13 protein-coding genes are annotated in these 14,006 nt (G+C 70.1%); 7 read left to right on the top strand and 6 right to left on the bottom strand.

Features of this window, described 5'->3' with window-relative positions; translation table 11 throughout:
• Window positions 1-10 precede the first annotated feature (10 nt).
• Window positions 11-1,378 carry a cytochrome P450 gene (locus tag KLK06_RS13865; protein ID WP_250905364.1) on the bottom strand — a complete coding sequence of 456 codons (1,368 nt, stop codon included), beginning with the start codon at window positions 1,376-1,378 and terminating at the stop codon, window positions 11-13.
• Window positions 1,379-1,403: 25 nt separating this feature from the next.
• On the opposite strand from KLK06_RS13865, the gene KLK06_RS62280 reads away from it, so the two are divergent.
• From KLK06_RS62280 to KLK06_RS13845, 3 genes are all read left to right on the top strand, one after another.
• A complete protein-coding gene (locus KLK06_RS62280; RefSeq protein WP_214635831.1) occupies window positions 1,404-1,811 on the top strand; it encodes a PaaI family thioesterase in 408 nt (135 codons plus the stop codon).
• Between the two features lie 48 nt (window positions 1,812-1,859).
• Complete coding sequence (locus tag KLK06_RS13855) at window positions 1,860-4,571, top strand: CocE/NonD family hydrolase (RefSeq protein ID WP_250905363.1); 2,712 nt, start codon at window positions 1,860-1,862, stop codon at window positions 4,569-4,571.
• A gap of 166 nt (window positions 4,572-4,737) precedes the next feature.
• Window positions 4,738-5,586, top strand: a complete 849-nt coding sequence (locus KLK06_RS13845; RefSeq protein ID WP_214635830.1) for an ABC transporter permease — start codon at window positions 4,738-4,740, stop codon at window positions 5,584-5,586.
• A 137-nt stretch (window positions 5,587-5,723) separates the two neighbouring features.
• Here KLK06_RS13845 and KLK06_RS13840 read toward each other — a convergent pair whose 3' ends face one another.
• Window positions 5,724-6,629, bottom strand: coding sequence for an NmrA/HSCARG family protein (locus KLK06_RS13840; RefSeq protein ID WP_214635829.1), 906 nt, complete (start codon window positions 6,627-6,629; stop codon window positions 5,724-5,726).
• Between the two features lie 23 nt (window positions 6,630-6,652).
• Entirely contained in the window at window positions 6,653-7,405 is a 753-nt protein-coding gene (locus KLK06_RS13835; protein ID WP_214635828.1) for an enoyl-CoA hydratase/isomerase family protein, read from the bottom strand.
• Between the two features lie 94 nt (window positions 7,406-7,499).
• Here KLK06_RS13835 and KLK06_RS13830 point away from each other — a divergent pair, with 94 nt between their 5' ends.
• A complete protein-coding gene (locus KLK06_RS13830) occupies window positions 7,500-8,069 on the top strand; it encodes a helix-turn-helix domain-containing protein (protein ID WP_308168229.1) in 570 nt (189 codons plus the stop codon).
• A gap of 44 nt (window positions 8,070-8,113) precedes the next feature.
• On the opposite strand, the gene KLK06_RS61420 is transcribed toward KLK06_RS13830, so the two are convergent.
• Window positions 8,114-8,239 carry a hypothetical protein gene (locus KLK06_RS61420; protein ID WP_284734980.1) on the bottom strand — a complete coding sequence of 42 codons (126 nt, stop codon included), beginning with the start codon at window positions 8,237-8,239 and terminating at the stop codon, window positions 8,114-8,116.
• Between the two features lie 121 nt (window positions 8,240-8,360).
• Between KLK06_RS61420 and KLK06_RS13825 the strand changes: the two genes are divergently transcribed.
• On the top strand, window positions 8,361-10,472 hold the full coding sequence (locus KLK06_RS13825; RefSeq protein WP_214635826.1) for an ATPase: 2,112 nt from the start codon (window positions 8,361-8,363) through the stop codon (window positions 10,470-10,472).
• On the opposite strand, the gene KLK06_RS13820 is transcribed toward KLK06_RS13825, so the two are convergent.
• Entirely contained in the window at window positions 10,469-11,389 is a 921-nt protein-coding gene (locus KLK06_RS13820) for a hypothetical protein (protein WP_214635825.1), read from the bottom strand. The genes KLK06_RS13825 and KLK06_RS13820 overlap by 4 nt on opposite strands.
• Before the next feature lie 154 nt (window positions 11,390-11,543).
• Entirely contained in the window at window positions 11,544-11,936 is a 393-nt protein-coding gene (locus KLK06_RS13815; protein ID WP_214635824.1) for an ankyrin repeat domain-containing protein, read from the bottom strand.
• A gap of 93 nt (window positions 11,937-12,029) precedes the next feature.
• Here KLK06_RS13815 and KLK06_RS13810 point away from each other — a divergent pair, with 93 nt between their 5' ends.
• Together KLK06_RS13810 and KLK06_RS13805 are read left to right on the top strand one after the other, a co-directional pair.
• Window positions 12,030-12,929, top strand: coding sequence for a proteasome assembly chaperone family protein (locus tag KLK06_RS13810; protein WP_214635823.1), 900 nt, complete (start codon window positions 12,030-12,032; stop codon window positions 12,927-12,929).
• Between the two features lie 21 nt (window positions 12,930-12,950).
• Window positions 12,951-14,000, top strand: a complete 1,050-nt coding sequence (locus KLK06_RS13805) for a Gfo/Idh/MocA family oxidoreductase (RefSeq protein WP_214635822.1) — start codon at window positions 12,951-12,953, stop codon at window positions 13,998-14,000.
• The last annotated feature ends 6 nt before the right edge of the window (window positions 14,001-14,006 follow it).

Raw genomic sequence — 14,006 nt, 5'->3', positions numbered from 1 at the left:
GCGGCCGAGCCTATGAGCCGAGGTCAACCGATTTTCCGCGGTGGCGGGTCAGCCGTACGGGGAGGTGTTTGAGCCCGTTCTGGAAGTTGGAGGTGAGCCGGACGGGCGCGCCCGCGAGCTCGACGTCCCATGAGAGCAGCTCGGTGAAGACCGCGCGGAACTGGACGCGCGCCAGGTGGGCGCCGAGGCAGAAGTGCGGGCCGAAGCCGAAGCTGACGTGGTCGTTCGGGGTGCGGGCGACGTCGAACCGGCCGGGGTCGGGGAAGACGGACGGGTCGCGGTTGGCGGAGGCGTGGTAGACGACCACCTTCTCGCCCGCCCGGATGCGCCGGCCGCCGAGCGTGAGGTCGCGGGTGGCCGTACGGCGGAAGTCCATGACGGGCGGCCAGAACCGCAGCATCTCCTCCACCGCCGAACCGAGCAGGGACGGCTCGGCGCGCAGGCGGGCCAGCTCGGCGGGGTGGTCGAGGAGGGTGAGCAGGCCGCCGGGGATGCCGTTGCGCAGCGTCTCGTTTCCGGCGACGGCGAACAGGAAGAACATGTTCTCGAACTCCGCCTCGGTCAGTCCGCCGTCCATCATCGCCGCCATGACCGACTCGCCGTGTGTGGCCTCCGCCAGGGCGTGCGCGTACGCGAACATGTCCGCCAACGCCGCCCTGGAGCGGGGGTTCATGCCCGGTTCGAGCCGCGGACGGGAGGCGGTGGCGAGACGGCCGATCGGGCTGAGCGACGCGGCGTCGGCCGTGGACAGACCCGCGTAGTCGGCGTCCTGGTAGCCGATCACCCGGGACGCCCAGTCGTACAGCAGCCGCCTGTCCTCGTCCGGCACGCCCATGACGTGCGCGAGCGTCCAGACGGGCAGGTCGGCGGCGATCTCCACGAAGTCGCACGTGCCCGCGGCGAACAGCGACGCGGCCCGCTCGGCGATCGTCCGCTCCAGCGCCCGCACGGCGCGCGGCGTGAACGCGGCCGCCACGATCCTGCGCAGCCGGGAGTGGTCAGGCGGGTCCGTGTTCAGCATCATCGCCTGTACGAAGGCCAGGTCGGCGGGGGTGTCGGGGTCGCGGATCTGCGTGGCGCCCAGGTGCGAGGAGAAGTCATCGGCCGCGCGCAGCACGTGCTTGACATCGGCGTGCCGGAACACGCCCCAGTAGCCGGGCCCCTCGCGCCAGGGACCCACGGCCGGCTCCGGAATCCTGCAGACGGGGGCTTCCCGCCGCAGCCGGTCATACAGCTCGTACGGTACGGCCTGCGCGTACGTGGACGGCAAGAAGACATCACCTACTGGCAGCGGCATCTGCGGCGTCGGCGGGTTGTCCACAGGCGGCGTCCGTGGTGGAAAGTTGTCCACAGGCTCTCGCCGCGTCTCCTCGCTCATGGTTCCCAGCGTGCATGATGGGCCGGTGACTCCAGAAGACGGTGAGGCCATTCTGCGCGACTACTTCGCGCCCTGGATCCAGCAGCTCGGGCTGCGCGTGCGGGAGCTGGGCGAGCGCCACGCGGTGGTGTGCCTGCCCTGGTCCGACGCGCTGGCCAGGGAGGGCGGCGGGCTGTGCGGCCAGGCCATGATGGCCGCCGCCGACACCGCCACGGTCATCGCGATCTCCTCGGCGCGGGGCGGGTTCGTGCCGATGACCACGGTGCAGCAGTCGACGACGTTCCAGCGGCCGGTCGCGGGCCAGGATCTGCTCATCGACGTGCGCATCTCCAAGCTCGGCCGCACGCTGGCCTTCTCGGAGGTCACGCTGACGGCCGACGGAGCCGCCGAGTCGGCCGCGCGGGCGTCCACCGTCTACGCGATCTTGGGCTGACCCGTCCGTCTCAGGGGTTTCTCAGGTGCGGAAAGTAGGCTCACCAGCATGAAACGTGTGGCCGCGCTGGTCGCGGTGCTCGCCCTCGCCGGGGTGGTGACGTGGCTGGTGTGGCCGTCCGCGCCCGAAGTGCGGGGTCTCGACCAGCGCATCTCCGTCGTGGACGGGCCGGCCGATGACCAGCGGGTCGAGCTCGACGCGACGTTCTTCCCGGCCGCGGGTGGCGGGAAGGCGCCTGCCGTGCTGCTCGCGCACGGCTTCGGCGGCAGCAAGCAGAGCGTCCGCCAGCAGGCGGTGCGGCTGGCGCAGGACGGCTACGCGGTGCTGACCTGGTCGGCGCGCGGCTTCGGCCGCTCGACCGGCGAGATCGCGCTCAACTCCGCCGACTACGAGGTCAAGGACGTCAAGCAGCTCATCGACTGGCTGGCCAAGCGGCCCGAGGTCCGGCTCGACGCGGCCGGCGACCCGCGCGTGGGCATCGCGGGCGGTTCCTACGGCGGGGCCATCTCGCTGATGGCGGCCGCCTACGACACCCGCGTGGACGCGATCGTGCCGCAGATCACCTGGGCCGACCTGGCCGACGCGCTGTTCCCCGACGGTGGCGGCCAGGGCCCGGCCAACGGCGTGTTCAAGCGCATGTGGGCGGGCTTCTTCTTCGGCCGCGGCGCCCCGGTCCAGGGCGGCGGCGCCGCTCAGGGGCTCGGCGCGCTCACCCAGCAGAGCGTGCCGCTGACGGCCGAGCAGGCCAGGTGCGGCAGGTTCCTGCCCGCGGTCTGCGAGATGTACCAGCAGGTCGCCAAGACCGGCCGGGCCACGCCCGAGGCGATCGAGCTGCTGCGCAAGTCCAGCCCGGTCGCTGTGGCCGGCCGCATCAAGGCGCCGACGCTGCTCATCCAGGGGCAGCGCGACTCGCTGTTCCCGCTCGGCCAGGCCGACGCCAACGCCAAGGCGATCGCCTCGGCCGGCACGCCGGTGAGCCTGGCCTGGTTCGACGGCGGCCACGACGGCGGCAACGGCGAGGTCGACTGGCTCTACGACCAGACGGCCGGCTGGTTCGGCCACTACCTCAAGGGTGACGGCTCACCGGTCCCGCAGAAGTTCACCGTCACCCGTGACGGCGGCCGCGACCCGGGCACCCGCCAGCGCATCAGGCTCCACCCCGAGTCCGGCTCCTACCCCGGCCTCGGCGGCACCGCCACCACCGCGATCCCGCTCACCGGCCCCGAACAGAACATCGCCAACCCGCCCGGCGGCTCCCCCGCCTCCATCTCCACGGTGCCCGGCGTCGGCGGCCTGCTCGGCGGGGGCGGCACCACCAACCTCAGCGTCGGGCTCGACATGCCCGGCCAGGTGGCCACCTTCGAGTCGGCGCCGCTCACCGCGCCGCTCCAGCTCACCGGCAGCCCGTCGGTCAAGCTGAAGGTCTACGGCAAGGGCCAGGTGACGCTGTTCGCCAAGCTCTACGACGTGGCCGACACCGCCCAGCCGCCCAACCTGCCCGCCGGGCTGGTCTCGCCGCTGCGCGTGACGGTTCCGGACGGCGCCGAGAGCGTGGAGACCACGGTCACGCTGCCCGCCGTCGACTTCCGCTTCGCGGTGGGACACCGGCTGCGGCTGGCGGTGACCACGACCGACATGGGCTACGCGACACCCGCCGAACCCGCCTCCTACCGGATCGGCCTGGCCGCCCCCGCCCTCGCCGTACCGACGGTGGCCGCACTGGCCGCACCCACGACCGGGGTGGCGTGGTGGGTGTGGGCGATGCCGCTGGCCGCCATCGCCCTGGCCGCCATCATCCTGGCCACCGGCCGCACACCATCCCGCCGCCGCACCCCCTTCACCCGAAAGGCCGCCACCGTCCGGGACGGAAGCGGGTCCACCACCGTCCAGATGGACGACAGCGGCGTCGACACCTTCGTGTCGGACAACGGCCAGACCACCACCGCCCAGAAGGACGGCAACCACTCCGGCACCTTTGTGGCGGACGGCGACCCGTTCACCTCTGACCCGTCGCCAGACGAGGCGGTGCCGTTGGAGATCAGCGGGCTCACCAAGGCCTACCGCAACGGCGAGCTGGCCGTGGACAACCTGTCGTTCCGGGTCGAGCGCGGTCAGGTGCTGGGTCTGCTGGGTCCCAACGGCGCGGGCAAGACGACCACGATGCGCATGATGCTGGGGCTCATCCACCCCGACGCCGGTGAGGTCCGCATCTTCGGCGACCGGGTGACCCCCGGCGCGCCCGTGCTGTCCAGACTCGGGTCGTTCGTCGAAGGACCCGGCTTCCTGCCGCACCTGTCCGGCCGCGACAACATCGAGCTCTACTGGGCCGCCACCGGCCGTCCCACCGCCGACGCCCGGTTCGACGACGCGCTGGAGATCGCGGATCTGGGCAAGGCGCTGGATCGGGCCGTACGCACCTACTCGCAGGGCATGCGGCAGCGGCTGGCGATCGCCCAGGCCATGCTCGGGCTCCCCGACCTGCTCGTGCTCGACGAGCCCACCAACGGCCTCGACCCGCCCCAGATCAGGGAGATGCGCGAGGTGCTCAAGCGCTACGCCCGCGACGGCCGTACGGTGATCGTCTCCAGCCACCTGCTGGCCGAGGTCGAGCAGACGTGCAGCCACGCCGTGGTCATGCACAGAGGCCGCCTGGTCTCGGCGGGCCCGGTATCGGTGCTGCTCAGCGCCGCCGTCTCCACCAACGGCCACGGCCCCCGACTCGAAGACGTGTTCCTCGACCTCATCGGCCAGCAGTCGTGACCGGCCCCCTGCTCACAGAGCGCGTCACGACCGGCCCCTTGGCCGGAGCGAGCGTCGCAACCCACCACCTGGTGAGAGAGAGCATCGTGACCCGCCACCCGGCCGCGGAGAGCATCGTGGTCCGCCACCGAAGAGAAGAAGTCGTGACCGTTGTCGAGGAGGGTTCATGACCGCCGCGACCGGCTACGCGCCGGGCCGCACGCTGCCGCTGAGGGTCGAGATCGTCAGGCAGTTCAAGCGGCGGCGCACGCTCGTCATGTTCGGGCTGCTGCTCGCGTTGCCGTGGATCCTGGTGATCGCCTTCCAGTTCGGACCGCAGTCCAGCGGGCAGCAGCAGTCGGCGTTGCGCATCTCCGACCTGGCGACGGCCAGTGGCCTCAACTTCGCGGCGTTCGCTCTGTCGGTGTCGGCCAGTTTCCTGCTGGTCGTGGCCGTCGCCCTGTTCTGCGGTGACACCGTGGCCAGCGAGGCGAGCTGGTCGTCGCTGCGTTACCTGCTGGCGGCGCCGGTGCCGCGTGATCGGCTGCTGCGACAGAAGATCATCGTGGCGCTCGGCTACTCGGCGGCGGCGGTGATCTGCCTGCCGCTGATGGCGCTGCTCGCCGGCACACTGGCGTTCGGCTGGCACGACATCCAGGTGCCCGGCACCGGTGAGACGATCGCTGCGCTCGACGTGCTGCCGCGCTTCGGCATCGTGATTGGCTACTCCCTGGTCAGCCAGCTGGTGGTGGCGGCGCTGGCGTTCCTCATCTCGACGATGACCGACTCGCCGCTCGGCGCGGTCGGCGGGGCCATGGGCCTGTGGATCGTCAGCACCATCCTGCAGGCGGTCGAGGCGCTGGGGTCGCTGCGGGAGTTCCTGCCGACCTTCTGGAACACGGCCTGGCTCGATGCCCTGGCACCGGAGCTCGACTGGAGCGGCATGGCCAAGGGCGCCTCGGTGTCGGTGACCTACGCGGCCATCCTGATCGCCGTGGCCTTCCGCCGCTTCCGCCGCAAGGACGTGGTCAGCTAGGAGTTCCGCCACCCCCGCAAGGGCCTGGTCAGTGGGAGTCTCGCCACCCCGGCAAGGACGCGATCGGCCTGGACGCGGTCAGCTAAGAGTCCCGCCACCCCCGCAGGGGTACAGTATCGCCACCGCCGCTGGAGTCGTCAGCCTGCGGTGGCGGGCAGCTGCTCTGCGATGAACTTGGCAGTGCCCTCGCGGGTCAGCCAGGTGGCGAAGTCCATCAAACCGGGGTGTGCCTTGCGCAGGGCGGGGATGTCGGCGTGCCAGCCGCCCCCGTGGTTGGCGAACTCGTAGCCCGCGAGCGCGTCCGGGTCCTTGTTCAGGAGCGCCTCTCGGGGGATCGCCTGGTAGGCGATGGGCTGCCCGATGGCCTGCTCCATAGCGGTGACGATCTCGGTCATCGTGAGCTGGTCCCCGGCCAGTTCGAGCGCCGCACCCACGTACTCGTCCGGATGGGTGAACGCCAGCGCGGCGAAGGCGCCGATGTCGGTGGCGGCGATGAGCTGGACCGGGACATCCGGGTGGATGACATCGATCAGGACGCCGTTCCGGACGCCGAGCCGCAGGTCGACCTGGTTCTCCATAAAGCGGACCGGCCGCAAGAAGGTGGTCGGCAGACCGAGCCCCCTGGCGTAGCGTTCCAGTTCGAGCTTGCTCTCCCAGCGGCGGATGCCGTGGTCGCGATCGGCGCTGCCGACCGACGTGTAGACGAAGTGCCGGACCCCGGCCGCGTCGGCCGCGTCGGCGACGTTCCTGCCCATCCGGATCTCGTCGCCGATGGTGAAGTCCGGCGGAGTCCCGGGATAGCCCAGGGTCGGCTGGACGCTGAAGACGCCGTACACGCCATGGGCGGCCGCGTCGAGGGAGGCGCGGTCGCCCATGTCGCCGCGGACCGGCTCGGCCCCGGCGTCTGCCAGGACGCGGGCGCCGGCGGCGGCCGGGTCGCGCACGAGGGCCCGGACTCGCCACCCGGCGGCCAGCAGCTCGCGCGCCGCCGCGCCGCCCTGGGTGCCGGTGGCGCCCGTGACCAGGATGATGTTCTCGTTCATGCTTTCTCCTCCGAATGGCTGGATCACGCGTCGAACAGTTGGTGTGTACGACCGAAGGCCAGGTCGTCGACCAGGCGCCGCCTCCAGGGCCGCTGGAGTACGGCGTGGGTGAGGCGGCGCGTCGTGCGAGGCGCGGCCATGATCGTCTCGGCGAGCTCCCAGGCGCGTGGGAGCAGACGGTCGGCGTCTACGACCTCGTTGACCAGGCCCAGCTCCGCCGCCTGCCGGGCGTCGATGCCCGCGCCGGTGTAGAGCGAGAACGCGGCGCGTTTCAGGCCCATGAGTTCCTGGAAGACCAGATGCTGGCCGTCGCCGGGCACCGCGCCCGCGGGGAAGTGCGTGTCGTCGAAGACCGTGGCGGGCGTGCACAGGGTGAGGTCGCAGACCAGCGCGAGCTCGTGGTGGAACCCGGACCCGTTGATGGCGCCGATGGTCGGCACGTCCACCGAGAAAACCAGGTTCTCCAGCAGCTTGAGGCCGTCGTAGTAGGTCGCGTAGCGGGCTTCGGACGTCCATTCGCGGTATGGCCGCCGCTCGCGCAGTCCCGGCTCCAGCCCGGCCATCCAGGAGTCGCCGGTGCCGGTGATGATCAGCAGCTCGGTGTCCGGATCGTTCCCCACCTCCTGGAACGCCTGGCCCCACGCGTTGTGCAGGGCCAGTGACATGACGGCCGGGCCGCCGCCCGTGTGCATCCGTAGGAGGAGCACACCGTCTCGCCGCTCCATCACGAAGTGCTGACCGTACCTGCCCACGACCCCGCTGGACTGTCCCGGCATCTTCGACCTCCGCACGGGTAAACGGGGAATGTCCCCGGTTAACTTTGAGGTACGATACGGGGACAGTCCCCACTTTCGCAACAACAGGAGAGAAGTGACGCGACCGACCACCCGGCCGCTGCGGGCGGACGCGCTACGCAACTACGAGCGGCTCATCGCGGCGGCCAGGGCGGCCTTCACCGAGCTGGGAGCGGACGCGCCGCTCGACGACATCGCCCAGCGCGCCGGCGTCGGCAACGCGACGCTCTACCGGCACTTCCCGACCCGTCAAACGCTGCTCGAAGCGGTCTATCGCGACCACATCGCGGCGTTGTGCCACCTGGGAGAGGGGTTGCTGACCGCCCCGTCGCCGGGTGAGGGACTGGTGGAGTGGCTCAGGGCGGTCGTCGCCCAAGGGAGCACCGACCGCGGGGTGGCCGCGTCGCTCATGACGGCGATGGGAGTCACGGAGACCGATGTGTCGTGGTGCCGGAGCGCCGTGTTCGCCACGGCCACGGCGCTGCTGGAGCGGGCGCAGAGCGCCGGTGACATCCGGGCGGATGTGACCGTGCGGCAGTTGCTGAAGTTCGTGAACGCCATCGCTCTGGCCACCGAGGGCGAACCCGGGAAGTGCGAGCAGGCCGACCAGTTGCTCAGCCTGCTGCTCGACGGCCTCCGCGCCTAGAAGCGCCTAGAAGCGCCTAGAAGCGCCTAGAAGAGCGCGGACGATCAGCCCCAATGGGGTGGCTTGTCGTCCAAGTAGAAGGAGTCCGGGTCGGTGTCCTGGGAGTCGCGCCAGTCGCCCCAGCCGAGGTCCGTGTCGTCGCCCGTCTGCTCCGGGAGGAATTCACTCACGGCATACATGCTACCCAGAGGGACAAACCCATCCCCGGCCTACGCGGCGAACCCCGGACCGCCAAGAGCCGCGAGAGTACGATGCGAAGGCAGGTGTCGTCTATCCCCCGTGAGGTCGCCCATGGCCACCCCGACCGGCTGGCGGCGAGAAGGCAATCTGCCGTCGGAGCTGACCAGCTTCGTGGGTCGGACTCGCCTGCTCGCCAATCTCAAGCGACACCTCGCCGAGTCCCGGCTGGTGACGGTCACCGGCATCGGCGGTGTGGGCAAGTCCCGCACGGTGCTCCGGCTGGCGCACCAGATCCGCTCCCAGTACGAGGATGGCGTCTGGTTCGCCGACCTGGCCCGGCTGCAGGACGCGGGGATGGTCAAGCACACCATCGCGTCGGCGCTGGGCATCGCCGACCAGTCGTCGCGGACCGAGTCCGAGTCGCTGTCGGAGTGGGTCGGCGACCGCGACATGCTGCTCATCATCGACACCTGCGAGCATCTCGTGCAGGGCTGTGCCGAGCTGGTCGAGGAGCTGCTGGAGCGCGCGCCTAATCTGAAGGTGCTGGCCACCAGCCGCCAGTCGCTGCACCTGCCGTACGAGCACGTGATACCCGTCCCGCCGCTGCAGGTGCCGGGCGACGATCCGACCGAGAGCCTGTTCACCAACGAGTCCGTGCAGCTGTTCGGCCTGCGGGCCGGCGCGGTGATGCCCGACTTCGTGCTCGACGAGCAGAACATCGGCGCGGTGGCCGAGCTGTGCCGCCGGCTCGACGGCATTCCGCTGGCGATCGAGCTGGCCGCCGTACGCCTGCGGGCGCTGTCCGTCGACCAGATCCTCGGGTTGCTGACCGACCGGTTCAGCCTGCTCGCGGGCGCCAGCCGTACGGCGCTGCCGCGCCATCAGACCCTGCGCGCGGCGATCGGGTGGAGCCACGAGTTGTGCGAGCCGGCGGAGCGGCTGCTCTGGGCGCGGCTGTCGGTGTTCGCCGGCGACTTCGAGCTCGACGCGGCCAGGTTCGTCTGCTCCGACGAGCGGCTACGGTCCGAGGACATCACCGACCTGGTCACCGGGCTGGTGGAGAAGTCGATCCTGCTGATCAGGAGCAACCACGCCGGAGTCCGTTACAAGCTCATCGACACGCTGGCGGAGTACGGCGAGGAGTGGCTCGACAAACTCGGGCAGACCGAGCAGATGCGGCGCAAGCATCTGGAGTACTACCTGAGCCTGGCGCAGCGCAGCGAGGACGCCTGGTCGGGGCCGAGGCAGATCTACTGGTTCATCCGCATGCGCCAGGAGCACGACAACGTGCGGGTGGCGCTCGAACACGCGCTGCGCACGCCCGGCGAGTCCGTGCTGGCGCTGACCCTGCTGTCGTCGCTGTGGTTCATGTGGATCTGCTGCGGGTTCGTACGCGAAGGCCGGCTCTATCTGGAACGCGCCCTGCAGGCCAATCCGGGAGTGAGCAAGGAGCGGTGCAAGGCTCTCTGGGTTCTCTCCTATGTCCGCAGCGCCCAGGGCGACAGCGCCGGCGCCCTGGCGGCGGCCGAGCAGTGCAGCACCGAGGCGGTCAGGGTCGGCGACTCCAAGGCGGTCATCCTGGCCTCCAAGATGCAGGGGACGGCGGCCCTGCTGCAGGGCGACCTGCAGAAGGCCAGCGCGCTGCTGGGTGTGGCGATCGAGTTCAACACCGACAACAAGGAGCTCAACCCGGGCCTGCTGCCGGCCATCGTCGAGCTGTCGCTGGTGCTGTCGGCGCAAGGTGAGCTCTACGAGGCCGAGTCCCTGCTGCAGGACTGCCTGCAGGTGTGCAGGGAACGCGGCGAGCTGTGGCTGAGCTCCTACGCGCAGTGGGCGCTGTGCCTGCCCAGGCTGGCGACGGGCCGGGCCGCGGACGCGTTGCAGAGCGCGCGCGAGGGGCTGCGGATCAAGCGCCACTTCCACGACACGCTCGGCACGCTGCTGGTGCTGGAGACCACGGCCCGGATCTTCGCCGCCATGGATCAGGCGCCGCTCGCGGCGCGGCTGCTCGGCGCGCTCCACCAGAACTGGAAGACGGCCGGCCTGCCGATGCTCGGCGCGCCGTTCATGACCAGCGACCACGAGCAGTGCGTCAAGGAGTGCCAGAAGGCGATGGGCGAGGACGTCTACCGGGACGCCTTCAACGAGGGCACGCGGCTCGACCTCGATGAGGCGTCCGCGCTCGCGCTCGGCGAGCTGGACGCCCCAGGAGATCTCGGCTAGACGGCCTGCGGCCAGCGAGTGTCGGTCGGCCAGGCGTGAACGTATCGGGCGCTGCCGAGCGAGAACTCGATGTGCCCGCGCACCCAGTGTTCGAGGCCGCGCACGTAGTTACGCACCGGGAGCGAGGCCCAGTGGTCGAGCGCCGCGCGCCTGTCGAGGAAGGCCGCGATGGCGTCGTTGTGCATCTTCGCCACTTCTTGCAGCGCCTCTTGCAGCGTGAGCGTCTTGTGCGTGGCCAGCACCGTGACGAGGTTGTGCCGGGCCTTGTCGTTGCCGCGTTCCTTGGCGTACGAGAGCAGGTCGTTGTCCCAGCCGATGAGATCGCAGGCGAGGTCGGAGAGCACGCGCACGTCCGGATGATGCCATTCCTCCGCTTCCAGCCGGTAGCCGCCACCCACGTCGATGAGCGCGAGGCAGGTGTAGGTGGCCCCGGTGATGCGGCGCATGAGCACGTAGTCCTCGGGCGTGGGGATCAGGTCGACTTCGCGGTTGGCCGCCTCCCAGATCTGGGCGAAGAGATACTCCTTTACCGTGATGCGCCACCGGTCCACTTGTGCAGGCGTGGCGGTGTCCGAAATGCGGTGCAGCAACTCGCTCAGGGCGAGCCCGAAGGGATCGGTGGCATCGGCTTCCTTGCGGCCGTCGAGGATCTCAAGGAGCGGCGGAAGGGCGCGGGCCAGCGCGGAGGCCCGGTGTCCCATCAGCTCGCCCTCGCAGAACGCGTCGTCGAACGCGAAGAGCCAGTTGTACCAATCGTTGATCAGCCTGAGGCTGGCCCGCTGCACGGTGGGGTTGGTACGTGCGGCGAGCAGGCCGATCTTTGAGCGCCGGAAGTGCTCGATCGTGTCGGCTCCGGCGAGCATGTGCGAGGCGGCCAGCCATGCGTGGCTTTCCGAGTCGATCTCCGTGGCGTGCACGTTGATCTCGTTCGGGAACGGGCATGGCAATGGAGGGATGCAAAGCGGTCGCCTACTGAAGGAGTGCGCAGATGTAACCACACTTACAGCATGACGATGGACTGTTCGAAAGGCCACACTCGATAACTTCCCGGACATTTCGCCATATTTCGCACTATCGCCCTATTTGCCGGAACCATTCAAGGAACTGGTCGTTCGCGAACATTCGAGCCGTGTCCACCGCGGAAGGGTTTCCGGCGGCCGGATCCGCACCCGCGTCGAGCAACGCTCTGACCACGGCAGACTCCTTCTTGAACACGGCACCCGCCAGAGGTGTCTGGCCACGGTCGTTCGCTCTCCCAGGATCAGCACCCTGCTCCGCGAGCATCTGGACGGTGGCGGCGTGACCGTGATAAGCCGCAAGCATCAGCAAAGTGTCACCTTTGCTATTGGTGAGATTTGCCGGAACACCCGCGTCCACATAGGCGCGCAGCGTCTCCGTGTCGCCCGCCCTGGCCAGGTCGAACATCCTGGTGGCGAACTCCTCGAGCTCCGGGTCCCCGTCCATGCCCTCATTCTGCCTCGATAGGGTGCCCTGCACGGAATCGTTGCGGCTCATCGTAGGTTCTGGAGAGAGTACCTAGGGAAAGGCTGTCCAACCGTGTTCGACCCGACGGATCTCTACAAGCTCGCAGACGATGCGCCTGAGCTGGCCGATCCCGTGCTCTTGTACCACTTCGACGGCTTCGTCGACGCGGGTGGTGCCGGACGCCTCGCGCTGGGCCACCTGCTGGCGGAGCTGGAGCACCGGACAGTGGCGACGTTCGACGTGGATCGCCTCCTCGACTATCGCTCGCGGCGGCCCATCATGACCTTCGACACCGACCGATGGGTCGAGTGTGAGAGCCCTGAGCTGGCCGTGTACGCCGCGAAGGACGCCACCGGCACCCCGTTCCTGGTGATGAGCGGCCCCGAGCCGGACCGTGAGTGGGAGCTGTTCACCCGGGCGGTCGGCGCCCTCGCCGACCAGTTGAAGGTCAGCAAAATGGTCACGCTGCACGGCATCCCGATGGCGGTCCCGCACACCCGCCCGCTCGGCATCACCATGCACGCCAGCCGTCCCGAGCTCATCAATGCCCAGACCAGCTCGTTCGGCCGGGTCCAGGTGCCGGGGAGCATCGCCGCCCTGATCGAGTTCCGCCTGGGCGCCAAGGGGTACGACGCGCTGGGCTACGCGGTGCACGTGCCGCATTACCTGTCGCAGGCCGAATACCCGCACGCCGCGGTCACCGCCCTGGAGGCGGTCACGCGGGGCACCGGCCTGCTCTTCCCGTTGGACGCGCTGCGCGAGGCGGCCCAGCGCACCACGACCGAGATCGAGGAGCAGATCCAGGCGTCGAGCGAGCTGTCCACGGCCATCAGCGGCCTTGAGCAGCAGTACGACGCGTTCGCGGGCGGCGCCGACCGCGAGAACCTGATCGCCGAGACCACCGCGATGCCCACCGGCGACGAACTCGCCGCCCAGTTCGAACGCTTCCTGGCCGAACGCGACGACGACTAGCCCCCGCGTTACGCTGGGGCGATGAGCGAGATCGAGGTCGGCCTGGTCGGGTATGGCACAGCGGGCGCGTTCTTCCACGCGCCCCTGATCCACGCCACACCCGGCCTGCGGCTGTCCGCCGTCGTCACCGGCAACCCCGTGCGGGCCGACGAGGTGGCCACCCGCTACGGGGCGGTCGCCGTGCCCGTCCTGGACGAGCTGTGGGACCGCTGCGACCTCGTGGTCGTCGCCTCACCGAACAAGACCCACGTGACGGTGGCCACCGAAGCGCTCACCCGCGGCAAGCCGGTCGTGGTCGACAAGCCCCTGGCCCGTACGGCCAAGGAGGCCCGCCAGCTCGTACGGCTGGCCGCCGAGCGAAAACTGATGCTGACCGTGTTCCAGAACCGGCGCTGGGACGGCGACTTCCGCACCCTGACCCGGCTCACCGAGGAAGGCCGCCTCGGCGACGTGCTGCGCCTGGAGTCCCGGTTCGAGCGCTGGCGGCCGGTGCCCAAGGGCGGCTGGCGGGAGAGCGGTGGCGCCGAGGAGGTCGCCGGTCTGCTCTACGACCTGGGCAGCCACCTGGTCGACCAGGCGCTGCAGCTGCTCGGCCCGGTGCGTGACGTCTACGCGGAGAGCGACGTCCGGCGCGAGGGGGTGGCCGCCGACGACGACACATTCATCGCGCTGTCCCATGTCGGTGGCGCCCGGTCCCACCTGTGGGCCGGCGCGATGGCCGCGCAGCTCGGGCCGCGGTTCCGGGTGCTCGGCTCGCGGGCGGCGTACGTCAAGCACGGGATGGACGTGCAGGAGGAACGCCTGCGCGCCGGGATCTCACCCGACTCGCCGGGGTTCGGCGCGGAGAACGAGGAGATGTGGGGTCTTCTAGGGACGGAGGACGCCAAAGCCGCGGTCCCCACCGAGCACGGGGCATACCTCGACTTCTACCGCGGCGTCGAGTCCTGCCTGCGCGCGGGCACGCCGCCGCCGGTGAGCCCCGAAAGCGTGATCGACGCGCTGGCCGTCCTCGAGGCGGCCCGCCTGTCGGCGGCCGAGCGCGTCGTCGTCCAGCCACGCGAAGACACCTGACAGCGC

This window comes from Nonomuraea sp. NEAU-A123 (assembly GCF_018603905.1).
Taxonomy (GTDB): domain Bacteria; phylum Actinomycetota; class Actinomycetes; order Streptosporangiales; family Streptosporangiaceae; genus Nonomuraea.
Note: the sequence above shows the minus strand (reverse complement) of the source record. Positions and strands in the feature narration are given on the sequence as shown.